The following is a 24,267-nucleotide window of genomic DNA, read 5'->3' on the forward strand; positions in this document are numbered from 1 at the left end:
TGACGAATGACTTCTTCAGCGTGCCGCTTCGGCCGCCACGGCGTCACCGGTGAAGAATTTCTCCGGCTTGCGCGGCACGATGCGGAAGGTCTCATCGTTCAGCAGCTGCACGCCGCTCATGGTGCCGGCCTGCAGGTTGAACACCAGCACCGGCTTGACCAGGTTGGCCGGCACGGATGGCGCGGCGAATGGGGTCATCTGCGAGGTGCGCCACAGTTTGCCTTCCGCGTCGTAGCCATCGACCATGGCCAGCAGCCAGCTGTCCTCGTCGAAGTAGTAGCGGCGCTTGGGCACCGCATGGCGCTTGCCGGGGGCGACGGTCGCTTCCACCACCCACACGCGGTGCAGTTCCCAGCGCATCTTGTCCGGGTTGTAGTGGTGCTTGCCCAGCGCGTCGTCCAGCTTGGCGCTGATCAGGTTGTTATTGTTGTAGGGGATGTACATCTCCTGCTTGCCGATCAGCTTCCACTGGAAGCGGTCCGGAGGGCCGAAGAAGCCCTGCACTTCATCGAAGTAGTTGGCGCCGGAGGCGACGAAGTCGGGCGTGTCGTAGCCCACAGTCGGCGCGCGGCGCACGCGGCGCTGGCCCACCAGGTACTGCCACGCCTGGCGCGGTTCCTTGGCGTTGATACCGTCGCGCAGCACCAGCGATTCACCAGCCTTGAACGGCGGCGCGGTGGTGATGAAGCGCTGCAGGAAGTACTCGCCCGACCACTTCTCAGCGCTGCCGTCCTTTTGATAGTACGGATACTGGAACCAGATATCGTTGCGCGTGGCCAGCGTGACCGAGCCGTCGGCCGAACCGACCACGTTGCGGAACGCATAGGCCACCGACTCGGGCTCCACGCGCAGCAGGTAGTTCCAGATCACTTCCGCGCCGCTCTTAGGCACCGGGAACGGAATGCCGCCGAAGCAGCCTTCCACCGACGCGCCGCCCTCCACCAGCTTGCAGTTGGTGGCGTTCTTCAACGTGTGCTCGTACACGGTTTGCGGCGCGGCGGCCGTGCGGTGGGTGGGATAGACGTCCAGCCGGAAGCTGTCCGGATACTTGGCCATCAGCGCGCGCGTGCCGTCACTCAGCTTGTTCGCGTACTGGGCGGCGTTCTTCGCCGTGATCTGCAACTGCGGCTTCTCGCCGGGGAACAGGTCCACCGGAATATCGCCGCGCACGGCGCCGGCTGGCATCTTGGTCAGGCCGCCGGTCCAGGCGGGAATCGTGCCTTCCTTGTTGGCGGCCTTCTCGGCGCCCAGCGGGGTCAGGACGGAATTCAGTTTGGCCGCTTCATCGGCGGGTACGGCGGCCATGGCCAGCTTGCCTGCGGCGAGCAAGGCGACCAGGGCGAGCAGCTTGGGTTGGGTATGCATGGTGTGTCTCCGGCTGTGTAATTAGAAGGTACGCTGGATCGAGAAGGTCACGAAATCCCGGTCCTTGTAGTACTGCTGATAGCTGGCCTGGGTGTTGGTGGCGGCGTTCAGGGACGGCGCCGCACCGGCAGCGCCGATGTAGTGCGTGAACTGCACGCCCGCGCGCCAGGTCTTCTTGTAATCGAAGTTCGCGCCGATACTGAGGTCGCCGCCATGTTCCGGCGCCACCTGGAACACGGCCGAACGGCCGGAAATACCATAGCCAAGGCCAATCGGCACCTGCAGGTCAAGTCCGGACATCACCTGGAAGTACTCGGGCTGGAACACCATGCGCATGGCCCACGCGTCACGCGTGTGGGTGGTGTTCAGCACGCCGTTGGTGAACATGGGGTTGGTCGGATTGCGGGTCACGCTCAGCAGGCGGTTGAACGCCAGTTCGCCGACGAAGCTGCCCGCGTCCCACAGCGGATTGGCGGCCAGCACGGTGATGGCGGACAGGTTGGCGTGGAAGCTGTTACCGACCGCGTACGGCGAGTTCTTGCGGTTGTCGGCCGTCGGATCGAAGTTGATCACCAGGTCGCCCAGCGGCGCCAGTGGCGTGTCGCGCCGGGTGGACATTTCGCCGCCCACGTTGGTTTCGCCGATCAGGGTCGAGAAGCTGGCGCCGTAGACTTTCACGTCCTGCGCGTACATCAGGCGGTAGGTGCCGCCGTTGTAGGCGCCCGGCTCGGTCACGGTGAGCACGGGGATGGGCGACTTGTCGTGGTACTTGGCGGCGTACAGGCCATATTCCACTTCGCTGCCCGGCACCTTGAACTTGACGCGGCCGCCGAACTGGCCCGAGTCGCGCCCTTCCAGGTCGTGCGAATGGCTGGCCGCGCCGCCCACGGGCGTGAGCAGCAGGTCGGCGCCGTCGCCCACGAAATCGGCGGGGCTGAAGTAGCTGCCGGCAGCCGGCAGGCGCAGTGGACGCCACTGGTACTGGTAGTAGGCGCCGATGGACAGGTCGGAATTGATCTGGAGATTGCCCGACACCTGCCCCACCGGCAGCGCGATTTCCTTGAACTGCACGCCAGGCAGCGAGAACAGCTTGATCAGGTCCACGGGACCCTGGGCGTAGGCGATGCCGTTCGCGCCCAGGAACAGGGTTTCGCCGTAAAGCTGCGTGTGGCGGCCGATGCGGCCGCTCAGGCCCATGCCGTCACCGATGTCGGTGCTGCCATAGACGAAGGCGTCGGCCAGTTCGGCCTTGCGGCCCATCAGCTTCTTGGCTGCTGGCGTGAAGACGTTGTTGGGGCCACCGGCCAGGGCGCTGGCCGTGTTCGGGAATGGGATCGAAACGGGGAAGTCGTTGCCGCTCTTGTTGTAGACCGTGTCGTACCAGGCGGCGGCGGACACGCGTGCGCCCATGCCCTGGTAGGCCACATCGAGCTCCGTCAGCCAGTCCACACGGTTGTTGATCAGGCCCTTGTCCAGTGCCAGGTCGCCGGCGTCCACGTTGGGGTTGACGTACGAAGCGGCCACGTTCTGGCTGGGATCTTTCACGCGCAAGGCGGCGGAATACTTGAAGGTGTTATCCCAGCGCACCTTAAGGTCGGGCTGGCCCGTCTCGATCGTTCCCGCCTGGGCTTGCGCCATCTGCAGGATGGCGACCACACCGGCCGCGAGCGCAAAACCGCCTGCAGAAACTGCATTCTTGTTACTCATGTCTCCTCCGTTGAAATCTCTTTTTTTGGTTCCCAACTACGCTTGCAGGCCACGGTCGGACCTGAAACTTCAGGACTTTTTGCATGGTATGTTGCGAAAAAATGAGCGTCCAATGCCTTCTGAACGCCCACTTGATACGAAAAAGGTATGGCTCGCCCGCTTGCTCTCTAAATCGCGCGTAAAATGGCTGACCGCAGGACGCGCCGCCACCGGCACGCGTCGCGGCGCCGCCACGCGGCACCCGATCGCCACCACCCAAGGGCCAGCATGAATTTTCGACAGATCAAATACTTCGTCGCCGTTGCGCAGGAGCTCAATTTCGGGCGCGCCGCGCTCGCGTTGAACATTTCGCAACCGCCGCTGACGCGCCAGATACAACAACTGGAGGAAGAAATCGGCGCGCCGCTGTTCGAGCGCACGGCCAAGGGGGTGACGCTGACGCAGGCGGGCGAACTGCTGCTGCAGGAATCGCTGAACATCCAGTCGCTGGTGGAGCAGGCGGTGGAGCGCACCCAGCGCGCCGCGCAGGGCAAGCTGGGACGGATCGACGTGGGCATCTTCGGCTCGGGCGTGCTGTCCATGATTCCCAAACTGCTGCTGAGTTTTCGCACCGCCTATCCGGACGTGAACATCGTGCTGCACACGATGAACAAGACCGAGCAGATCGAAGCATTGCGCCAGCGCCGCATCACGATCGGCTTCAACCGCATGCTGGAGCCGATACCGGACATCCGCATCGAACTGGTCAAGACCGAACCGCTGCTGGTGGCGCTGCCGGAAGGCCATCCGCTGGTGGCTGAGGAATCGCTGCCGCTGGCGGCGCTGAAGAACCACCCGATGGTGATGTTCCCCACCGGCGTCAAGCCGAACTTCATTGACCGGGTGATGGACCTGTGCCGCCAGGAAGGCTACGTGCCCAACGTCTCGCAGGAAGCGGGCGACGCCGTGACGGGCGTGGCGCTGGTGGCCAGTGGTTTCGGACTCGCGCTGGTGCCCGAATCGGCCACCAGTCTGCGTCTGCCGGGCGTGGTCTACCGGCCGTTAAAGAACGCGCCGCATGCGGTGGTCGATTTGAGCTGCATTTACCGCGAGGACGATGTGTCGCCGATATTGGCGGCGTTCCTGGAGATCATCAGGACGGAACGTATCTGACGCCGAATCCGGGCGTAAGCATCACGCCCCTTCAATCTTATGCCGCACCGCGCTGACGATGCTGTCGAGGCGATTGCCGTCGCAGCACATGGCCCGCCCTTCCGCGAAGACCGGATCGGCCAGCCGGGTCAGCACGGAACCGCTGGGCATTTCCACCGTCAGCCGGGCGCCGCGCTCCCAGGCATGACGGACGGTGTCGGCCCACAGCACGGGCCGCGCCATGTTCGCGACCAGGTCGTCGACGATGGCCCGAGCACCGAACAAGGCGCGCGCAGTGCTGCCGCTGATGTAAGTGAGCGCCGGGCGTCGCGTGGGCAGCCCTTCGGTCGCCGCCGCGAGCTGCCTCGCCTGGTCGGCCAGCAGTTCGCAATGGGACGGCACCGGCACGGCCAGCCGTTCGGCGCGCAGCGCGCCTTGCCGCAGCGCGAGCGCGGCCACGGCGCCCATCGCCGCCTCGGCGCCCGCGATCACCAGCTGCCGTTCCGCATTCAGGTTGGCCAGATAAACCGGACTGGCCGGCCCGTGCACACTGGCCAGCAACGGCTCCAGCTGGCGCGCCGTGAGACCGGTGATCGCGGTCATGCCATAGCCGCCCGGATAGGCTTCCGCCATCAACCGCGCGCGCATGGCGACCAGTCGCACGGCATCGGAGAACTCCAGCACGTCCGCCACCACGGCCGCCGGCCACGCGCCTATCGATAGCCCCGCCACCATGGTTGGACGGGCGCCGTGCGCGGAAAGCACGCGCGCCGTCGCCACACCGGCCACCAGCAGGCATAGCTGGACCGCGACCGTCGAGCGCAGCGCGGCGTCGGTATCGAGCGTGAGCACGTCGCGCCCCAAGGCCTGGCTGGCCTCCTCCAGTGCGCGTGCGGTTTCGGGATGGGCCGGCAGCGTGTGCAACATGCCGCTCTTTTGCGCCCCCTGACCGGGGAACGTGAACAGGACACTCATGCTGCCTCCCGCACCGCCCATGGGTCGGCCACCAGCACCGGCCCATGCGCCGTCTTGAGCAGCACCCGCCCCGCCCCTTCCGCGTATTCGGACAAGGCGAAGCCGCCGACGCCGGTGTCGATCTGGATGTCGAGCCGGCATGGCGCATGCTCCCGAAGCGCGTGCAGGACGCCGATCACGGCCGGGTCCAGCCGCGCGGGTGCGCGCACCACCAGATCGAGGTCGCTGGCCGGCGTCAGCACCGGCAGCCCGCTCGCCAGCCAGAAGCCAACGCCGCCCGTCGGGCCGCATTCCAGACCCAAAGCCTTCAGGCGGGGCGCCAGCGCCAGCAATGCGGCCACACAGGGCAAGGCATCGGCGGCGGACGCGAACCGCGCGCCATCATCCGCCACACGCCGGATCAGCATCGCGGGCGAGACGTGGCGGACCACGGCGCCGGCCCGCGCATAACCAGCACAGCGCTCGTTGCGCCGAAGGCCACGGGCGCCGACCGGCACCTGGTCCGCTGGCGCCGCCTCGCGCCGCACCACCAGCGGCGCGTGGACGAGCCATACTGGGCGCTCGCCAGCCGGCATAAAGGCGTCCGGCCGGTCCAGCCACAGCAGGTCATGCGGACGGAATGCCATCTCAGCCTACCAGCGAGCGGGTGGCGAAGAACAGCAACGACGGTCCAAGCAGGCAACCAAGGCCGGTGTGGAAGGTGGCCACCAGCGCGCCGTAAGGCACCAGGCGCCGGTCGGTGGCCGCCAGTCCCGCCGAGACGCCGCTGACCGTGCCGGCCAGGCCGCCGAACACCATCGCTGAACGCGGCGTGCGCAGGCGCAGGAAGCGCGCCGCCATCGGCGTGCCGACCATCACCATAATCGACTTCACCAACCCGGTCGCGATCGACAATGCCATGATCTCGGACGGCGCGCCGATCGCGGCCCCCGTCACCGGGCCGACGATGTAGGTCACCGCGCCAGCGCCGATGGTGGTAATGCTGACCGCGTCGCGGTAGCCAAAACTCCACGCGACCGAGGCCCCCACGATGAACGGCAGCACGGTCCCCAGCAGCAGCGCGACCACGCCTACCAGCCCGGCCTTGCGCGCCTCGCTCACATGCACCTCGAAGGCGGTGGCGGTGATGGCGAAGTCGCGCAGCATGGCGCCGCCCATCAGGCCCAGGCCGGCGAACAACGACATGTCGGCGATGCCCTGCTTGCCGCCGGTCTGCACGCCGCCCCAATAGGCCAGCACCAGGCCGATCAGAATCGCGATGGCCGAGCCATGCACGCGCCCCATGGTCAGGCGGCGCGACAACTGCATAGAGACGAGCATCACCAATCCAACCACGGCGAACGCCAGGATCAGGCCATTGTGTTTTGCGGTTTTTTCCAACAGTTCCAGCATGATCGTCTCCTCAGGCACGGTGCGTCGCAACGCGGTTATCGGTTTCGGCTTCCGTTTCGTCCGCCGCGTCCTCGCCGGCTTCGGCGTGGTGTTCGGTGCGGTTGATCATCGAAATGAAGCAGGCGCATACCAGCACGCTGCCCAATGCCGCGAGCAAGGCCACCGGGCCGCCGCGCAGGGCCGCCACCACGTTCTGGGTGGCAGCCATCGCCACCACCACCGGGATGTACATCGCGCCCCAGAAGCCGACGCCCATCTCGGTCGTCTGCGGCATCAGGCCGCGCTTGTGCAGCCACAGGCGGGCGCAAATCAGCAGGATCATGGCGATGCCCACCCCGCCGACGTTGGTTTTCACACCCAGCAGCGTCCCAAGCAGGTCGCCCAGGAAGATGCCGGACAGGTGGCACAGGGCCAGTATTGCGGTTCCGTAGATAATCATGTTTGTCTCCTCCAGCTTGTAACAGGAAAGAATAGGCGCGGCGCTCTGTCTTGTTGTTTGCGATGATTGTTTGCAATAGCGCGCGCCCGGGTCAGTGCATGGTCGTCAGTCGGCCACCTCCCATTGCGCCTGCAGCAGCGCGCGCACGCGGCGCGAAGCCTGACGGTGTGCGCCGTTCAGTCGTCCAGCAAGATCGCGTTCGCGGTCTTCCAGAACGTCGGCCAGCGCGGCGTGCAGCGCATCGCGGACCTGCCCGATATCGCCCTCGCCCGGCCGGTCCGGATCGGTCAGGCGCAACAGCTTCCACAAGATACCCAAGGAGGCGAAGTTGCTGATGTCGTAGGCCATCGGCGGCACGCTGGCGGCCAGTTGTTCCAGCGCTTCCACCGAACGCAGCGTGACGCGGGCGGCGGACGCCTTGCCCATCGCATGCACCTGCACCCCGGGATCGTCCAGCGCGATCAGGCGGTTGGCCTGATAACCGTGGGCCAGGAAGGCTCCCGACATGGCCAGGCCGACGATCAGCCCGAGCACCGGATGCCCGGCCAGGCGCGCTTCGGCATAGGCGCCGGCCGCACCGGCCAGCGCCTGATGGATACCGAACACCTCCTCGCGCCGGCCATAGGCCTGGCTCGGCACGTCGATCACGGCCACGATCGGCCGCTTGACCGCGGCATGCCGGTCCAGTTCCACCACCTCCTGCACGGCGCGCGCCAGCTGCCAGCCTTCGACCAGCCCCACTTCGCCGGCCCGCGCGCGCGGGAAGCGGTTGTCGGGATCGGGCACCACGGCGATGTAGCGCGCCGGCTGGCCGGCCAGCGGCGCATCGCATACCCGCACCGCCGGCCAATCGTGGGCCGGACGGGCGTCGCCGGTGAGCAGCGCCAGCCACGTGGCGCCACGGCCAGTCCCCTGGCTGGTCTGTTGTTGTTTCAGTTCCATCATACGTCTCCTTGCGCATAGACCGCGCGCACATCGGCCGGCGACGGCTGGCCGGCGGTATCGACCCGTGCCAGCCGGGCCAGGTAGTCACTGGCGCACGCGCTGCGGTGCCGCGCCGGCAGGCCTTGCGCGAACAGGCCCGCCACCACGGCCTTGATTTCAGCGGTGTCGTCGGCCACCAGCGCGTCCGCCAACCCGCTGGCGTAGCGCTGCTCGCCGCCCGTCAAGCCCCAGATCAGGGACCGCTGGCGCGCATCGAATTCGGCGCTGCCGGCCTCCTGCTCGATCACCTGCGGGCCGTTCAGGCCCAGTCGCGCCTCGCGCGTCAGCACCAGGTACGAGCACAGTCCGGCCGCGATCGACATGCCGCCATAGCAGCCCACCGTGCCCGCGCTGACTCCCACCACCGGCCGGTAGCGGCGCAGGTCGACGATGGCGGACTGGATCTCCGCGATCGCCGCCAGTCCCAGGTTCGCTTCCTGCAGCCGCACGCCGCCCGTCTCGAACACGATCACGGCCTGGGTCGGGATGCCGCGCCGGTTGTCGCGCGCCGCCAGTTCCAGCGCGCCGGCGATCTTGGCGCCGGCGATCTCGCCCATGCTGCCGCCCTGGAACGCGCCTTCGATGGCCAGCACCACGGTCGGCTGGCCATCCAGCGTCCCCTTGGCGACGACCACGCCGTCATCGGCCTGCGTCACCAGCTTCTGCATCGCCAGCCAGGGCGAATGCAGGCGTTCGAATGGGCCGGCCAGTTCGCGCATGGTGCCCGCATCCAGCAGCGCGGTCGCCCGGCTGCGCGCCCCGCGCTCGATGAAGCTGTCGCGCTTCAGCAATTGTTCGATAGGTTCAATGCTCATGGCGCACTCCCCTGCTGTTTCGCTTCCTCGAACGCCTGCTCGATGCGCATGCGCACCACGCCGGGCGTGGCGCCGTTGTCGTTGATCTCCACGTGCGCGGCCGGCAGGCTCGCGGGGCCGAACACGCGCTCCAGCAGCGCCTTCCAGGTGCCGCCGTAGCCGTCCACCGACGTCTGCACGGCGACCGTGGTCTTGCCGGCGGCGGCCGGCTCCAGCAGCACCTCCAGGTCGCCCGAGGCGACTACCCCGACCACCGTGCGTGCCGGCGCCGGCGGGCCGGCGTCGAATTCGAATTCCAGTCTTTCCATGATGTTGCCTTCTCCTTCTTTTATCGGTACTCGCGTTCGATGCGGTCCAGCAGCAGGCTCGCCGCCAGCAGGTCGGCGGCGCCGCCCGGCGACACGTGCAGGGTGCGCATGCGCGCCTCCAGCGCGTGCAGCGCGGCGCGCCCGTTCGGCGTGGCCACGCCGCCCTGCGCCAGCACGCGGCGTGCGCCATGCTGGGTCGCCTTCAGCGCGCGACGGCCGCCACGGGCCAGCAAACAGGTGTCGTCCAGCCCGGCCATCACGGCCAGCAAGGCGTTGATCCGGGCCTGCGGCTCGCCGTCGCCGCGGGCGCGCGACAAGCGCAGCATGGGCAAAGCGTGGCCGGTCACGGCCGGAAAGCCGGCACGGGCCTGGCCGCGCGCGCCGCCCACACCGTGCTCGCGGCAGGCGCGCTCGCCCTTGTTGCCCGTCTGGGCGGGCGCCGCCGTGTCGTCGATACGGGCCAGCATGCCGGCGCCATCGGCGATCGCGTCGGCGTCCGGCAAGCCGTCGTGGCGCGCGGCCGCCGTCACCAGCAGGCCCAGGGCCCAGATCGCGCCACGGTGGGTGTTGACGCCGCCGGTGGCCGCCATCATCGCCGCTTCGGCTTCGCGGCCGATGGCGCCGATGTGGTGGCGCAGCCGGTGCGGATCGCGCAGCGTGGCGCCGGCCATCGCCATGTCCAGGAAGGCCGGACGCAGCGCGCAGGCCGAACGGCACATCAGCAGCCAACTGAGGTCGTGGTGGGCGCCGTTGCCGCGCATGTCGACCAGGCCCGGTTTCGGGGTCAGCACGGCTTCGTCGACCAGCGCATCGACCGCCAGTGCCGCCAGGTGCGCGGCCCGGCCGGCGTGGTCCGGCGCCAGCGCCGTGGCGGGCTGGCGGAGAAAATGAAGGGCAGTCATTACCAGCTCCTGAATTTGGCGGGCGGTTCATACAGGCCGCCGGACCAGTCGACCAGTTCCGAGATACTCTTGGCCGCCAGCAGCGAGCGGGTGGCCTGGGCGCGCTGCACGCCCATGTCCTCGGGCAGCGCGATCAATCCTTCCTGGCGCATGCGGGCCGTCTGTTTGGGGTCGTGGCGCAGTCCGATCGGCGTCACGCCGGCCACCGCCGCCAGCATCGCCTTGCGCTCCTCCAGCGAACGCGCCTTGTACAGGTAGGCGATGCCTTCCTCGGTCAGCACGTGGGTCACGTCGTCGCCGTAGATCATGACGGGCGCCAGCGGCATCGCGCTGGCCTTGCCCACCTCCACCGCATCGAGCGATTCAACGATGGTTGGCGCGCTGCCATCCTGGAAGGTCTCGACCATCTGCACCACCAGCTTCTTGCCGCGCGCCAGCGGATCGTCGGTCTGGATCAGGTCCAGCCAGGCCGGCGTGGGGTGGCGCCGGCCGTGCGGATCGTGGCCCATGTTGGGCGCGCCGCCAAAACCGGTCAGGCGGCCGTGCGTGACGGTGGACGAGTTGCCCAGGCCATCCATCTGCAGCGTGGAGCCGATGAACAGGTCGACCGCATACTGGCCGGCCAGCTGGCAGAAGGCGCGGTTGGAGCGCATCGAGCCATCGCGGCCGGTGAAGAACACGTCGGGACGGGCCGCCGTATAGGCTTCCATGCCCAGCTCCGCGCCGAAGCAGTGCACACTGTCGACCCAGCCCGATTCGATGGCCGGGATCAGGGTTGGGTGCGGGTTGAGCGTCCAGTTGCGGCAGATCTTGCCCTTCAAGCCCAGTTGCTCGCCGTAGGTCGGCAGCAGCAGTTCGATGGCCGCCGTGTTGAAGCCGATACCGTGGTTCAGCGACTGCACCTGGTGGCGTTCGTACACGCCGCGGATCGCCATCATCGCCATCAGGATGTGAACCGGTTTGATCAGGCGCGGATCGCGGGTGAACAACGGCTCGATGTAAAACGGTTTGTCGGACTGCACCACGAAGTCGATCCACGAGCCGGGGATATCGACGCGCGGCAGGTCCTTGGGATCGTCCACGATCTCGTTGACCTGGGCGATCACGATGCCATCGCGGAACGCGGCCGCCTCCACCAGGGCCGGCGTGTCCTCGGTGCTGGGACCGGTGTACAGGTTGCCGGCGCGGTCGGCCTGGTAGCCTGCCACCAGCACCACGTTGGGCGCGAGGTCCACGTACAGCCGGGCGTACAGCTCAATGTAGGTATGCAGCGCACCCACCTTGAGCGTGCCCTCCTGCAGCAACTGCGAAATGCGCAGGCTCTGGGGACCGGCGAACGCGAAATCCAGTTTGCTGGCGATGCCGCGCTCGAACAGGTCGAGGTGCTCGGGCAGGCTCACGCTGGGCATGATCATGTGCAGTTGGCTGACCCGCTCCGGGTCCACCTGCGTCAGCGCGCGGGCCAGGAAATCGGCCTGCTTTTGATTGTTACCTTCCAAAACCACCCGGTCGCCGCTGACGACCAGGCTTTCCAGCGCCTCCGGCAGGCGCTCGGCGCGCAGCACCGGACCATCGGCCAGGTGCCGCACGGCCGCCAGGCGGCGCTGCTTTTCCTGCCGCCGCGTATCCCAGCGGCGCGGCGCGGATGTTGTGCTTTCCATATTGTCTCCTTCGTTGCAGAGTAATGCCAGCATAGAAAGGACGGCCCTGCGATACAATCAATCCGAATCGCGAATGATTACTCTCAAGTTAATAATCTGACGCCCCGTGGCCGCCATGATCGACGAAGAAATTACGTTAAAGAAACTAGAAGTATTCCTGGCCTACATGCGCCTGCACAGCCTGGCGCGGGCGGCCGAGGAGCTGGGCCAGAGCACGGTCAGCGTGCACCGCGCCCTGCATTCGCTGGAGGAAGGGCTGCGCGTGCCATTGTTCCGCCGCGAGGGCCGCAACCTGGCGCCGTTGCCGGCCGCGTTCGCGTTCGCCAAGCACGCGCAGCGGGCCGTGGCCGAGACCGAGGACGGCATCCGCAAGGTGCGCGAACTGTCCGGTTTCGCCGGCGCGCGGCTGAAGATCGGCTCGCTGTATTCGCTGACCCTGCGCTGCATCCCGCAGTTGCTGATGGGCCTGAAGCTGCGGCGGCCGGAATTGCAAATCGACCTGACGCTGGGCTCGAACCAGGAACTGCTGCGCAGCCTCGATGAGGGACGGCTGGATGCGATCGTGATTGGCCTGCAGGCGCCGCAGGACGATGCGCAACTGCTGGCCGTGCCCCTGTTCGAGGATGAGGTGCGGCTGGCCGCGCCGCTCGGCTCGCCCTACGCGGGCCAGACGGCGGTCGATTTGCGGGACCTGCGCGACGAGAAGTTCATTACCCTGGGCGGCGGCTTTGTGACCTCGGACAGCTTCGACCATGCGTTCCGCCAGGCCGGCTACGTGCCCGAGACCATCATGCGCGTCAGCGACATCTTCTCCCTCATCAACCTGGTCGGCGGCGGCATGGGCTACAGCCTGCTGCCGGGCCGGGTGGCCGACTTCAGCACCCGTATCGAACTGATCCCGCTTGCGGCCCGTTTTGGTTCGCACCAGACCATCACGCTGCTGCTGTCGCGCTCGCGCGAGCGCGATCCCAACCTGCTGGCCCTGGCGGCCGAGTGCCGCATGTACGGCACGCGCCAGCATTAACGCCGCCAGCACTTCCACCGCCGCGTCAATCTTGCGCACCGGCCGGCTCCGACTGCGCCAGCAACGATCGCGCGCCCCCCACGTGCGCGCCGATTTTGCCGCCTGAACGGGATCAGCCGGGACTGAACTGGCAGTGGATCAGTTGGTGGTACTGGAACGCTTCGCGTATGTTGTCCCGCATTTCGGTGTCGTTCCATGGCTTGGTGTAGAAACGGTAGATCTCGCCGCTATTGATGGCGCTGAGGACCGATTCGAGTTCCGTATAACCCGACAGGATGATGCGCACCGTGCCCGGATATAGTTGCTTGACGCGGCGCAGGAACTCGGTGCCCTGCATGCCCGGCATGCGCTGGTCGCTGACCACAACCTGCACGTCGTGGCTGGCCAGCAGTGCGAACGCCTCATCAGCCGTGTTGGCGCGCAAGATGGTGTAGCCGTCGCGCCGCAGCAGCCGGTTCAGCGCGGCCAGGACGTTCGGTTCGTCGTCGAGCAGCAGCAAGGTGCGCTGGCCCTGTTCCGGGCGCACGGGCTGCGGCAAAGCGGCCTCCTGCCCCAGCAGGCTGGCGATGCCGTCGGCAGGCTGCGGCCGGCTGAACAGGTAGCCCTGCATTTCGTCGCACTGGTAGCGGCGCAGATAGGCCAATTGCGCCTCCGTCTCGACGCCCTCGGCCACCACCTTGAAATCGAGGCTGTGCGCCAGGCTGATGATGGAACGCACGATGGCCGCCACGTTGGGATTGGCGAGCATGTCGCGCACGAAGCTCTGGTCGATCTTCAGGTAATCGACCGGGAACAGGCGCAGATAGGCCAGGCTGGAATAGCCGGTGCCAAAGTCGTCGATCGACAGCGACACGCCGAGCTTCTTCAGCCGCGTCATCACTTCCACGGCCGCACCCACGTTATGCATCATCAGGCTTTCCGTGAGCTCCAGCTCCAGCCATTGCGGTTTGAGGCCGCTGTCGTCCAGCGCCGCGATGATGTCGTCGACCAGGCCCGGATCGCTGAACTGGCGCATCGACAGGTTGACGGCGACCCGCTGCGGCGCCAGCCCGGCCGCCTGCCACGCCTGGCACTGGGCGCAGGCGGCGCGCACCACCCAGCGCCCGATGGGGACGATCAGGCCGGTTTCCTCGGCCACGCCGATGAAGCGCGTCGGCGCCACCATGCCCAGCGTGGGATGGTGCCAGCGCAGCAGCGCCTCCAGGCCCGTCATCTCCCCCGACAGCAGCTTGACCTTGGGCTGGAAATGCAGGCTCAGCTCACCGCGCTCGAGCGCGTGGCGCAGCTCCGCCTCGATCAGGGTGCGCTCGTTGACGCGCGCATGCATGGCGGCCTCGTAGAACTGGATCTGGTTGCGGCCCGCCTCCTTGGCGCGGTACATGGCCAGATCGGCCTGGCGCAGCAACTGCTGCGCGTCGACGCCATCCTGCGGACAGACGCTGACGCCGATGCTGCAGGTGATCGTGTGCTGGCGGCTGCCCAGCACGACTGGCGCCGTGACCGCCTCCAGCACGCGCCGCAACAGGCTGGCGGCGGCGGGCGTGTGCGGCGTCTCCATCAACAGCAGGGTGAACTCGTCGCCACCAAGGCGCGCCACCGTGTCGCTGTCGCGCACGCACGCGCGCAGGCGCTCTGCCACCGTGCGCAACAGTTCGTCGCCATGCTGGTGGCCCAGGCTGTCGTTGACCAGCTTGAAGTTGTCGAGGTCGATGAAGGCCACCCACACCGCATGCTGGTAGCGCTGCGCGTAACCGATGGCCTGCTCCAAGCGGTCGGCCAACAGGTTGCGGTTGGGCAGGTCAGTCAGCGCATCGTAGTTGGCCTGGTGCTCCAGCTGCTGCTGGTAGCGGATGGTGTCGGTCATGTCGGTCAGCACGCACACGTGGTGGCTCACGCTGTCGTCATCGGCATGCACGGGCGCCACGTGCAACTTGGCCCAGAATGGCTGGCCATGCTTGTCACGCAGGTGCTGCAGGATGGTGGCGTCGTGCGGCGAGCACAGCGCCGATTCGAGTGCCGCGCGCTGCGCCTGGTCGCCGTCGCCATCGAGCAACAACAGGCTGCGGCGGCGTACCTCATCCTCCGCGTAGCCGGTCAGCTGGACGAAGGCCGGATTGACATAATCGATCTGGTCGCCCTCGGGCGTGTTGGAGACGATAGCGATGGCGTTGACGCTGGCGTCCAGCGCGCGCGCCTGCAACTGCATGACCAGTTCGGCGCGCTTGCGCTCGGTAATATCCTCGATCGTGCCCAGCACGCCGATGATGCGGCCGGCGCGGTCGTGCAGCGGGGCCTTGTTGATCAGGAACCACTGGCGCCGGCCATCGGGCTGGTCCATGTATTCCTCGCGGTTCAACTGGGCCTGGCCGCTGCTGACGATCTCGCGGTCGTCGGCGCGGATGCGCACGGCGTTATGCGACCAGGGAAATTCATCGTCGGTCTTGCCCACCACGTCCTCGTTGCGCTCCAGCCCGGCGGCGCGCGCAAACACCGAGTTGCAGCCCTTGTAGCGCGCCGACAGGTCCTTCCAGAAGATCTGGTGCGGCATCTGGTTGATGATCAGTTGCTTCAATTCGCGCGAGGCGTACAGTTCCGCCTCCATCTTCAACTGGGCCGTCACGTCATGGCACAGCACGAAGCGCGCGGCGCGGCCGGCGATGGTGACCGAGTGCGACGACACTTCCACTTGGATCAAGCTGCCATCCTTGCGGCAATGGGTCCAGCACCCGGCCCGCTCACCGCCACGGCGAGGTGCGTTGGCGAGGTTGTCGTGCAGCCGCGGCAGCTCCTCCGCTGGACGGATATCTTCGATGGTCATGGCCAGGAATTCGGCCTCGGAATAGCCGTATTCGCGGACGGCGGCCTGATTGACCACGAGAAAGCGCAAGCTGTCGAGCTCGTACACCCACATGGGGTGCGGATGATGATCGAACAGGCGTTTGAAACGCAATTGCGACTCGAACACATCGTAGTCGGCCAGGTCGAAGGACAGGCAGAGGAACAGCCCGTCCCCCTCCACTCCTTGTCCGGCTGGCCGCCATTCGATCACCTGGGACATCGCCAGCAGGCCGCCGTGCGGGTCCAGCATGTCGAATTCTCCGCGCCAGCAACCGTTTATCCTGGACAAATCCAGCGCATCGTTCAGTGAAGCCGAGGCCGCCCACGGCGCATACAAGCTGGCCACGGGCGCGCCCGGCGCGGCTGCCGGGCCCAGTAGTTGGCTGCCATAAGGATTGATGGCCAGCAGCCGGCCATCGGCGCCGAGCAGGAAGGCCACATAGGGGCTGTGCGCGTAGAGCTGGCCGAAGCTGGCCAGGGTTTCCTTGTCGGGTGGAGCAGAGGCTGGAGAAAGCGGGGCCTGCCGTCCGGTTGGGACGGGTTCGTGATCCGGCGTGCTGCTGCGCTTGCGCTGATCCATTGGTGATCTATCTGTCCAGAACAGAGACGAAACCCCGCAAACGGCTGCGCGTCGCCGCCTTGCCGCAGCCACGGGTGTTGCGATTGATCATAGCAGAACGCGCCGAAATCCGGTGCGGGGTTGATGCATGGAAGCCCCGGAAAGCCCCGTGTTATTGCTGCTCCTCCTTACGTTTGTCCTTTTCCGAAGCCGGGCGATGCTCGGCTGGCTTGGCCGGCGCCGGATGCTGCTCTGCGGCGGGTGGCGGCGCAGGCCGATGCGCCTCAGGTGGCGGGCGGTGCGCTTCCGCAGGCGGCGGGGCGTGCGGTGGCTCCGGCTGCCGGGGTGGCGCTTGATGTTGCATCTCACGCGGCGGCGCGGGAGCGGGACGGGGCGGCTCAGGACGCGCAGGCGGCTGTGGGTGCGGCGGCGCAACCGGCCGGGCTTGCGCCAATTGATGCGGCAGATCGCGCGGCGGCTGCGCCGGTGGATGCGCCGCTTCAGGAGGATGCTGCACCGGCTGCGGACGCGGCGGCTGTGCTGCGATTTGTGGCGGCGGCGCCATCTCCGGAGGATGCGCGGCCTGTGGAGGACGCGCTATCGCTGGCGCACGCGCTGTCTCTGGTGGATGCGCGGCTTGTGGAGGATGCGCTATCTGCGCCATCTCTGGTGGATGCGCAGCTAGTGGAGGGTGTGCTGTCTCTGGCGAACGCGCGGTTTCTGGTGGATGCGCTATCGCTGGCGCATGCGCAATCTCCGGCGGGGGCGCGGCTTGTGGAGGACGCGCCATCTCAGGAGGATGTGCGGTTTGCGAAGCAGGCCCACCCTCTGGCGGACGCGCGGCTTGCGCATGGCCCGCCATCTCAGGAGGACGCGCTGCTTGCGCCGAGCCTGCTGGCTCTGGCGGGCGCGCGGTTTGCGGCAATGCGCCGGCGGGCCGCTGTCCCGGTTGCGGCGCAGTTGCCACCGCTGAATTCGTCGGCGGCGGTGGCGCCAATGGCCGTCCCGCCTTGAAAGGCTGCAGCACCTTCACCTGCGGCGCGACCACAGCCGCCGTGGCTGGCGCGGGATGCGGCGCGCCATGCGGCGGCGCCACTGCCCGCATCGCCGACACGTGCGGTGGCGTATGCGCGATCACCTGTCGCGCCACGATGGCCGGCGCCGGCGCGCTGCGTGCCGGGACGTTGGCCGCCCTGCTTTGCGCTTGCGGCGCCAGCGCGACTTTATTTGTCACCGGCGCCGCCGCCAGCACCTGCCGGCTCAACGGCACCGCCGCCTGGCGCACGGGCTGCGCGCGCACGAACGCTTGCGCCGGCACCGCCGTCACCGCACCGGGAATGTGCTGGTTGATGTAGTTCACGTTGGTGATGTTGGTGACGTTATTCACGGTATTCACGTTGTTCACATTCACCACTTTATTGATCTCGGTCCGGTTAATCACGGTATTGCTGGTGTTGACCTTGGTGATGTAGGCCGGGCTGGCCTGGTACGCCGGCCGGTACACTTCGCGTGGGCCGAGCGGGAACCAAGCCACGCCGGGCCCGTGATCGACCGCCAGCGCCAGCGCCGCGCCAGCCACGAACGCCACCAGCGCCGGTGCATACACGGGCCGTTCCACCACCGGTCCGGGCACCCATCCCCAGCCCGTGTCGAGGTGCGTCCAGCGTCCGTAGTGCGATACCGTGAAGCCCCACGGCGCATCGTCGACCCAGGTCCAGCCCCACGGGTCGATCCAGCTCCAATGCCCATCGCGATACGGCGCCCAGTCCGGCGACACGTGCGCCGGCACCCACACGCTGCCGTAGTCCGGCACGGTGCGCCAGCTGCCTTGATCGTCCAGATCGTCATACCCGATCATGTCGGGCGACACATAGCGACGTGCCACCGCGTGCTCGCGGCGCTGGTCTCGCTGCGCTGCCCAGCGTTCAAAATCATCATCGGGCGGCGCTTGCACATACTGGTAGTCCTGCAAGTTGGTGCCGCCGAAGCGGTAGGACTGGCCCGGATCGATCAGATAAGCATTGCCCTCGCCATAAGCCTCGGCCTCGCCGGCGCGCACCGCCACCAGCGTGGAGGCGCCGTTCGGATCGACTTCCAGCCGGTACACGCCAGGTTTGCGTATCGACAGCGCCAGGTTGGGCGTATCCACCTCCACCACATCGCCCGGGTTGAGCCGGCGCACGCGCAGATACGCGCGGCCCTGCGTCAACTGGAACTGCGCGGTGCGGTCATCCAGGTTGAGGACCGACACCAGCGTGCCGCCATCCATGCGCAAGGCCGCGTTACCAATCTGCACTTCATCGCGGCCGCCGGCATCGACCCACACGCGGTCGCCCGGCATCAGCGGGCGGTTGATGTCTGCCTGCACCCAGTCGTTGCCGCCGGCCACCGCGAGGCTGACCGCGCCGTTCACATAGGCCAGCCGCGCCACCCGCGCGGGCGGATCGGCCAGCGCCGTGCCGGCGGCAAACGTCAGGATGATGGATACCAGCACGACAGGCAAGCCACGATGTTCACTACGCGTTTTCATGATGCAATTCCATTCGCTCTATGTACAAATAATCAACATAGAGCAGAAGGAGACAACTATCTGTACGCGAACGAACATTGCAACCAGCTGGATGCCAACATGCATGGGGGCGCTTGCCAAACGCATGCATCCGCTGCGACGCATGCCTGCGACAGCCGTCGCAGCAAACGCCGGTCCCGGCACATGAAATGCCGCCCGTTGCCCGGGCAATAGCCCCGCCTCGGCCCCGGCCCCCGATGGCTCACATCTTGCTTTTACGTGAAATGCCGCCTCCCCCGGGCGGCGACTATTCCACCACAACAGGAGACAGCATGAGCCTTAAACACACACTGGCCTGCGCCGCAGCCATCATCACGCTTCCCATCAGCGCGTACGCCGGCATGCCCGGCATGCGCGGCGCGCAGCACCTGGGCATCACCGTACCCAACATGGACGAGGCGGTGAGCTTCTTCGTTAATGTGATCGGGTGCGAGGCGTCAATCAAGCTCGGCGCCTTCAAGTTCGCCGATGACTGGATGAATGTGCACCTGAACGTCAACCCGCGGGCCGAAATCAAGCGCTTCCAGATGGTCCGCTGCGGCAACGGCACCAATCTGGAAATCTTCGAGTACGGCGCGCCAGGACAGGCCAAGGCGCCCCCCAGGAACAGCGACGTGGGCGGCCACCATCTGGCCTTCTATGTCGACGACATGGACAAGGCTGTTGCCTATCTGAAGTCCAAGCGCGTGCGGACGCTGGGTGAACCGAGCACCTTCAAAGACGGGCCGGCCGCCGGCCTGACCTGGATGTATTTCCTTTCGCCATGGGGTATGCAACTGGAAATCGTCAGTACGCCCCAGGGCATGGCCTACGAAAAGGGTGCCAAGCGCGTGCTGTGGGATCCCCGCTTCCCAAGCAAGTGAGCACCGCGCCATGAGGACCTTGATCGGCAACGTCACCATGGCGCGCATGCGCCTCAGTCTGGTCGCGCCATGGCATGCGCTGCTGGTCGCGCTACTGCTGGCCTTGCTGGGGAGCGTGCCCACCGGTGCCTCGGCCCATGCCGACGGCCGGGCCAATATCCGGGTCGTGCATTTCACCTATGACGCGGCCGGCATGACGGCGTATTTTCGCCTGTCGCTTCCCTTGCTGGCGCACGGCCCCGACGGCTCGCCCGCGCCCTACGTCAGCGCACGCAGCGAAAGCGGCCGGGTCTTCTATTACGTGAGCGACACGGCACTCGATACCGCCACGGCCATGGCATCGGCCACGCTGGCGGCAGGCCATGCCGTGACGCTCCAGGGCAAGGCGGTCGCACCGCAACTGCTGTCGGCGTCGATACACGTCAAAGGCGCGGTACCGCCATTTTCGAGCGCCGACCAGGCGCGCCTGGCCACGCGCGCGTCCTCCTCCCCATCCGGGCCGCCACCACAAGGGGGGACGGATATCGACCTCAGCAACATGCTGCTGGACGCTGCCGTGTTCTACCCAGCCGTCAGGCCGGACGAGCCGTTCAGCTTCAGCAGCGCTCTGCAAGCAGGAACGCTCAGCGATGCTCCCATCCACACCATCCTGCTGTCCCATCACGCCGGTACGACGACGCAATACAGCCACAGCGGTACGCTGGATGCGGCGATCACCGTCAATCCCCCTGTGCTGCAGGCGTTCCTGCAATTTGTTCGCGCGGGCGCCGCCCACATCCTTGAAGGATATGACCACCTGCTGCTGGTCGTTTGCCTGGTGGCGGGCGACTTGCGCCTGCGCGCCATCGCACTCAAGATCAGCGCCTTCAGCGCCGGCCACGCCCTGTCCATCGTCGCGGGTTTCCATGGCTGGCTGCCGCAGGCGAGCTGGAGCGAACCTGTGATCGAACTGCTGATCGCGCTATCGGTGCTGGGGGCGGCGCTGCTGCTGGTGCGCCAGCGCCCTGCCTCGCATCCCGTCCTGCTCACCGGCGTAGTGGGCCTGGTGCATGGCTGCGGCCTGGCCATCGGGCTGCGCGCCATCCTGTCCGATAGCGGTCCCAACATCACCACTTCGCTGCTCTCGTTTAATGTCGGGGTCGAACTGGGGCAATTGATGGTGGGCATCGGTGTCTGGCTGCTGTTGCACGTGGCACAGCTTGCACCCAAGCCGGGGCCGGGGCCGATACGGCTGGGGGTGGCCCTGGGCGCGGCGGCGATCGCCCTGTACTGGGTCGTCGACCGCGCCCAGCCCGTGTGGAGCGCGCTGCAAGCGGTCTAGGCCCGCCGTCATGCGCCGGCGCCGGCCGGGCATGACGGACAGGACGAAACTTAACGCAGGTTGGGCGGCACGATGCCGTATTTCTTCATATAACGGTACAGCGTCGCCCGGCAAAAGCCCAGTTCATCGGCCGCTTTCGTCACATTCCACTTGTTGCGCATGAGCGCGGTCAGCAACTGCTCCATGTCGCATTCCTCGCTCGTCCTGCCCTCCACCGGCACCGCGACCGGTTCTGCCGCCACCGCTGGCCCGCCGCCCTGCTGGACGAACTGGTCGCCAAACTCCTGCGGCAGGTCCGACGGCATGATGATATTGCCGTCGCTGACGGCCAGCGCGAAGCGCAGCACGTTGCGCAACTGGCGGATATTGCCGGGCCAGCCGAAGCACAGCATCTGCAACATGGCCTCGGACGAGATGCCGGCCTCGATATTGAGCAGTTCGGCTTCCTCGGCCAGCACCTTCTCGATCAAATAGCGCTTGTCCGTACGGTCGCGCAGCGACGGCAGGTGCAAGGTCGTGCCGCACAGGCGGTAATACAAGTCCTCGCGGAAACTGCCGGCGTTGATCAGGTTGCGCAAGTCGCGGTGGGACGCGGCGATGACGGTCAGGTCCAGCGCCACCGGCTTGTCCGCGCCCAGCGGCAACACCTCCTTCTCCGACAGCACGCGCAGCAGCCGGGTCTGTAAATGCAGGGGCATGTCGCCGATCTCATCCAGGAACAGCGTGCCGCCGTCCGATTGCAGTATCAACCCCTTCATGCCCTTGCTGCGCCCGCCGGTGAAGCTGCCGGCCGTGTAGCCGAACAGTTCGCTTTCGATCAGCGATTCCGGAATCGCGCCGCAATTGACGGCCACGAACGGCTTGCCGGCACGGGCACTCGATTCATGCAGCGCCTTGGCGATCACCTCCTTGCCGGTCCCTGTTTCGCCATGGATCAGGATATTGAGCTTGCGGTTGAGCAGGCGCTTGGCCTGGTCGAGCAGGCGCCGCATCGCCTTGTCGTCGCCGGCCAAGCGGTCCAGGATGGGATAGCTGGTGTGCTCCAGCAGCTGGCCGCCGGCGGGCGCGGCGTTCGCCAGCGGCGCCGGTTTGCGCCGGCGCGGCACGGCCACGCTGGCATAAAACATCTTGTTCGAATCGCGCGCCACCACCGAGCGGTCGCCGCTGCCATTGGCACGCACCAGGCGCCACAGTTCGTCGGCGGACAGGTTGAACAGTTCGCACACCAGGCGCCCCACCGGCTCGTTGCCTGCCAGTCCATCGCGCCGCCCGAACAGCTGGCGCGCGCCCGTATTGGCGCCCACCACCACGCCCTCGTCGTCAAAGGCCAGCATGATCTCACCGCTCACCTCCACCAGTCCCCAGGCCGTCCCCAGCCGCAAAATCCAGCGGTCGTCGAAATGGCGCAGAAAATTGGCGTCCTCGATCATCTGGGCATACATCACCGTCAGGTGCAGGGCCAGGTGCTGGCTCTCCTTGCTCATGGGCGAGGTCAGTGCCGACATGTCCAGCACCGCCAGGAATTTTCCCTCCGGGTCGAACAGCGGGGCCGCCGAACAGGTCAGCGGAATATGGGTCGGATCGAAGTGGTCGCCCTGGTGGCAGGTCAGCGCCGTCTGTTCCACCAGGCAGGTACCGACGCCGCAGGTGCCGGCCGACTGCTCGCTCCATTCGGCCCCCAGGTACAGGCCCGCCTGCTTGAGTTCGCGGGAACGGGCCTCGTTGCCGATGTAGTCAACGGCAATGCCCTTGGCGTCGGTCAGCAGCAGCACGTAATCGAGGCCCGATACGCGCTTGTACAGTTGCTCCATGCCGACCCGCGCCACCAGCATGAACTCCTCGATCTGTTCCTGGTGCTCGCGCAGGATGTCGGAGGTGACGATGTTGGGCGCCCGCAGGCGGGACGGGTCCAGCCCGTAATCGTTGACGCAGCGGGTCCATGATTTATGGATCAGCATATTGTCGTCCGGCGCGTCGGCTGCCCCCATCCGCGTGGCGACCGACAAGACGTTCTTGATGTGTTGCGTTTGTGCCCGGCTAATCACTGCATGTCTCCTTCTCTCGTGGTGTGCTCCGGCGCGCCGGATGCCACCTGGTCCACTTTGAAGTGGCTCTGCTTGTTACCGTGAATTTACCGCAAACTTGCCGCAAACTTGCCGCGACAGTTAATGTTACGCTACTTCACCGCGCCTTTCCGGCCGGTACAGTGCGCTGTAGCGCCGTCAGTAAATTTCGTCTCCTTCTTCCCACACGCCCGGGTTCGGCGGCGCGCGGAACGGCTGCGGCTCGCCCTCGACGGCCATGGGCATCATGGTGCCGTCAGCCCCGGCCGGGGTCCGCTGGCGGCGCCGAATTTCACCGCCGCCGCCGTCGTCCAGTCCCGCGCCCAGCGCCTGCTGATCGGCATGGTAGCTCGACCGCACGAGCGGCCCGGCAGCCACGTGCAGGAAGCCCATCGCCAGGGCGCGTGTGCGGAAGGCGTCGAACGTCGCCGGTTCGACATACCGTTGCACCGGCAGATGGCTGCCCGACGGCGCCAGGTATTGGCCTATCGTTAGCATATCGACATGATGGTCACGCAGGTCGTGTAACACCGCCAGCACTTCGTCATCCGTTTCGCCCAACCCGAGCATGATGCCCGACTTGGTGCGCAGGCCCGGATAGCGGGTCTTGCAGCGGCGCAGCAACGCCAGCGAATGGCCATAGCTGGCACCGGGGCGCACCGCCGGATACAGCCTGGGCACGGTTTCTATATTGTGATTCAACACGTCCGGCGGCGCCGCCGCCAGGGCGTCGAGCGCGTGTCCGAGCCGTCCCCGAAAGTCGGGCACCAGGATTTCGACCCGCGTGTGCGGCGCCCGCGCGCGCACCTGGCCGATGCACTCGGCGAAATGGGCGGCGCCGCCATCGCGCAGATCATCCCGGTTGACCGAGGTGATCACCACGTGGCGCAGGCCCAGCGCGGCGATGGTGGTGGCGAGCCGGCCCGGCTCGGCCGGGTCGAGCGCATCGGGGCGGCCATGGGCCACGTCGCAGAACGGACAGCGGCGCGTGCACAGGCTGCCCATGATCATGAAGGTGGCGCCGCCGTTGCCGAAGCACTCGCCGATGTTGGGGCAGCTGGCCTCCTCGCACACGGTCACCAGCCCGTTGGCGCGCAGGATGGTTTCGATTTCCCGGAAGCGGGTCGAGGGCGATGCCGCCCGCACCCGTATCCACGCCGGCTTGGCCAGCCGCTCGGCCGGCACGATCTTGATGGGCAGGCGCGCGGTCTTGGCGGCGCCTTTCTGGCGCTGCCCGCCCGTCGCGCCGGCTGGCGTTGTATTGTTCATCACATCGCTCCTGGTCTGGCGGGACGGCCGTGGTGGCCATCCCTGAATGGAAAAAAGGAGCAGGCTTGCGCCCGCCCCAAAC

General features: G+C 66.9%; 18 protein-coding genes and 1 pseudogene. 4 read left to right on the forward strand and 15 right to left on the reverse strand.

All coding sequences use genetic code 11. The features are described 5' to 3' along the window. Positions 1-15 precede the first annotated feature (15 nt). Both H3H37_RS00720 and H3H37_RS00725 read right to left on the reverse strand, forming a co-directional pair. On the reverse strand, positions 16-1,365 hold the full coding sequence (locus H3H37_RS00720) for a DUF1329 domain-containing protein (protein WP_182159084.1): 1,350 nt from the start codon (positions 1,363-1,365) through the stop codon (positions 16-18). A gap of 21 nt (positions 1,366-1,386) precedes the next feature. Beyond that, on the reverse strand, positions 1,387-3,072 hold the full coding sequence (locus H3H37_RS00725) for a DUF1302 domain-containing protein (protein ID WP_220456295.1): 1,686 nt from the start codon (positions 3,070-3,072) through the stop codon (positions 1,387-1,389). A gap of 267 nt (positions 3,073-3,339) precedes the next feature. Here H3H37_RS00725 and H3H37_RS00730 point away from each other — a divergent pair, with 267 nt between their 5' ends. Next, positions 3,340-4,224, forward strand: coding sequence for a LysR family transcriptional regulator (locus H3H37_RS00730; protein WP_182159085.1), 885 nt, complete (start codon positions 3,340-3,342; stop codon positions 4,222-4,224). Between the two features lie 21 nt (positions 4,225-4,245). Here H3H37_RS00730 and mdcH read toward each other — a convergent pair whose 3' ends face one another. The 9 genes from mdcH to mdcA all read right to left on the reverse strand — a co-directional run bounded on the left by mdcH (position 4,246) and on the right by mdcA (position 11,679). Beyond that, positions 4,246-5,178: a malonate decarboxylase subunit epsilon gene (gene mdcH / locus H3H37_RS00735; RefSeq protein WP_182159087.1), complete on the reverse strand. Its 933-nt coding sequence runs from the start codon at positions 5,176-5,178 to the stop codon at positions 4,246-4,248. Next, positions 5,175-5,804, reverse strand: coding sequence for a malonate decarboxylase holo-ACP synthase (locus H3H37_RS00740; RefSeq protein WP_182159089.1), 630 nt, complete (start codon positions 5,802-5,804; stop codon positions 5,175-5,177). The genes mdcH and H3H37_RS00740 overlap by 4 nt, the downstream gene beginning before the upstream one ends. A 1-nt stretch (position 5,805) precedes the next feature. After that, positions 5,806-6,570 (reverse strand): malonate transporter subunit MadM, encoded by a 765-nt coding sequence (gene madM / locus H3H37_RS00745; RefSeq protein ID WP_182159091.1) that lies wholly within the window; start codon positions 6,568-6,570, stop codon positions 5,806-5,808. A gap of 10 nt (positions 6,571-6,580) precedes the next feature. Beyond that, positions 6,581-7,009, reverse strand: coding sequence for a malonate transporter subunit MadL (madL, locus tag H3H37_RS00750; RefSeq protein WP_182159092.1), 429 nt, complete (start codon positions 7,007-7,009; stop codon positions 6,581-6,583). A gap of 105 nt (positions 7,010-7,114) precedes the next feature. Next, complete coding sequence (gene mdcE, locus H3H37_RS00755) at positions 7,115-7,954, reverse strand: biotin-independent malonate decarboxylase subunit gamma (RefSeq protein ID WP_229218585.1); 840 nt, start codon at positions 7,952-7,954, stop codon at positions 7,115-7,117. Next, a complete protein-coding gene (locus tag H3H37_RS00760) occupies positions 7,951-8,808 on the reverse strand; it encodes a biotin-independent malonate decarboxylase subunit beta (protein WP_182159094.1) in 858 nt (285 codons plus the stop codon). Before H3H37_RS00760 ends, mdcE begins: the two co-directional genes overlap by 4 nt. After that, positions 8,805-9,116, reverse strand: coding sequence for a malonate decarboxylase subunit delta (locus H3H37_RS00765; RefSeq protein ID WP_182159096.1), 312 nt, complete (start codon positions 9,114-9,116; stop codon positions 8,805-8,807). The genes H3H37_RS00760 and H3H37_RS00765 overlap by 4 nt, the downstream gene beginning before the upstream one ends. Positions 9,117-9,136: 20 nt before the next feature. Beyond that, complete coding sequence (locus H3H37_RS00770; protein WP_182159097.1) at positions 9,137-10,018, reverse strand: triphosphoribosyl-dephospho-CoA synthase; 882 nt, start codon at positions 10,016-10,018, stop codon at positions 9,137-9,139. After that, positions 10,018-11,679, reverse strand: a complete 1,662-nt coding sequence (mdcA, locus tag H3H37_RS00775; RefSeq protein ID WP_182159099.1) for a malonate decarboxylase subunit alpha — start codon at positions 11,677-11,679, stop codon at positions 10,018-10,020. The genes H3H37_RS00770 and mdcA overlap by 1 nt, the downstream gene beginning before the upstream one ends. A 115-nt stretch (positions 11,680-11,794) precedes the next feature. Here mdcA and H3H37_RS00780 point away from each other — a divergent pair, with 115 nt between their 5' ends. After that, positions 11,795-12,703 (forward strand): LysR family transcriptional regulator, encoded by a 909-nt coding sequence (locus H3H37_RS00780; RefSeq protein WP_182159101.1) that lies wholly within the window; start codon positions 11,795-11,797, stop codon positions 12,701-12,703. A 112-nt stretch (positions 12,704-12,815) separates the two neighbouring features. Here H3H37_RS00780 and H3H37_RS00785 read toward each other — a convergent pair whose 3' ends face one another. Next, a complete protein-coding gene (locus H3H37_RS00785; RefSeq protein ID WP_182159102.1) occupies positions 12,816-16,121 on the reverse strand; it encodes an EAL domain-containing protein in 3,306 nt (1,101 codons plus the stop codon). 151 nt (positions 16,122-16,272) lie between these two features. Continuing rightward, positions 16,273-18,630 carry a DUF6600 domain-containing protein gene (locus tag H3H37_RS25605; RefSeq protein WP_220456296.1) on the reverse strand — a complete coding sequence of 786 codons (2,358 nt, stop codon included), beginning with the start codon at positions 18,628-18,630 and terminating at the stop codon, positions 16,273-16,275. A 311-nt stretch (positions 18,631-18,941) separates the two neighbouring features. On the opposite strand from H3H37_RS25605, the gene H3H37_RS00795 reads away from it, so the two are divergent. Next, positions 18,942-19,532, forward strand: a complete 591-nt coding sequence (locus H3H37_RS00795) for a VOC family protein (RefSeq protein ID WP_182159104.1) — start codon at positions 18,942-18,944, stop codon at positions 19,530-19,532. Between the two features lie 10 nt (positions 19,533-19,542). Further along, positions 19,543-20,853, forward strand: coding sequence for a HupE/UreJ family protein (locus tag H3H37_RS00800; protein WP_182159106.1), 1,311 nt, complete (start codon positions 19,543-19,545; stop codon positions 20,851-20,853). 50 nt (positions 20,854-20,903) lie between these two features. Here the strand turns inward: H3H37_RS00800 and H3H37_RS00805 are convergent, their stop codons facing one another. Continuing rightward, positions 20,904-22,811 (reverse strand): sigma-54-dependent Fis family transcriptional regulator, encoded by a 1,908-nt coding sequence (locus H3H37_RS00805; protein WP_229218586.1) that lies wholly within the window; start codon positions 22,809-22,811, stop codon positions 20,904-20,906. A gap of 414 nt (positions 22,812-23,225) precedes the next feature. Further along, positions 23,226-24,185 (reverse strand): annotated as a pseudogene (lipA, locus tag H3H37_RS00810) (lipoyl synthase); the annotation flags it as partial. Between the last annotated feature and the right edge of the window lie 82 nt (positions 24,186-24,267).

Source organism: Rugamonas brunnea (assembly GCF_014042345.1).
In the GTDB taxonomy this organism is placed as follows: Bacteria; Pseudomonadota; Gammaproteobacteria; order Burkholderiales; family Burkholderiaceae_D; genus Rugamonas; species Rugamonas brunnea.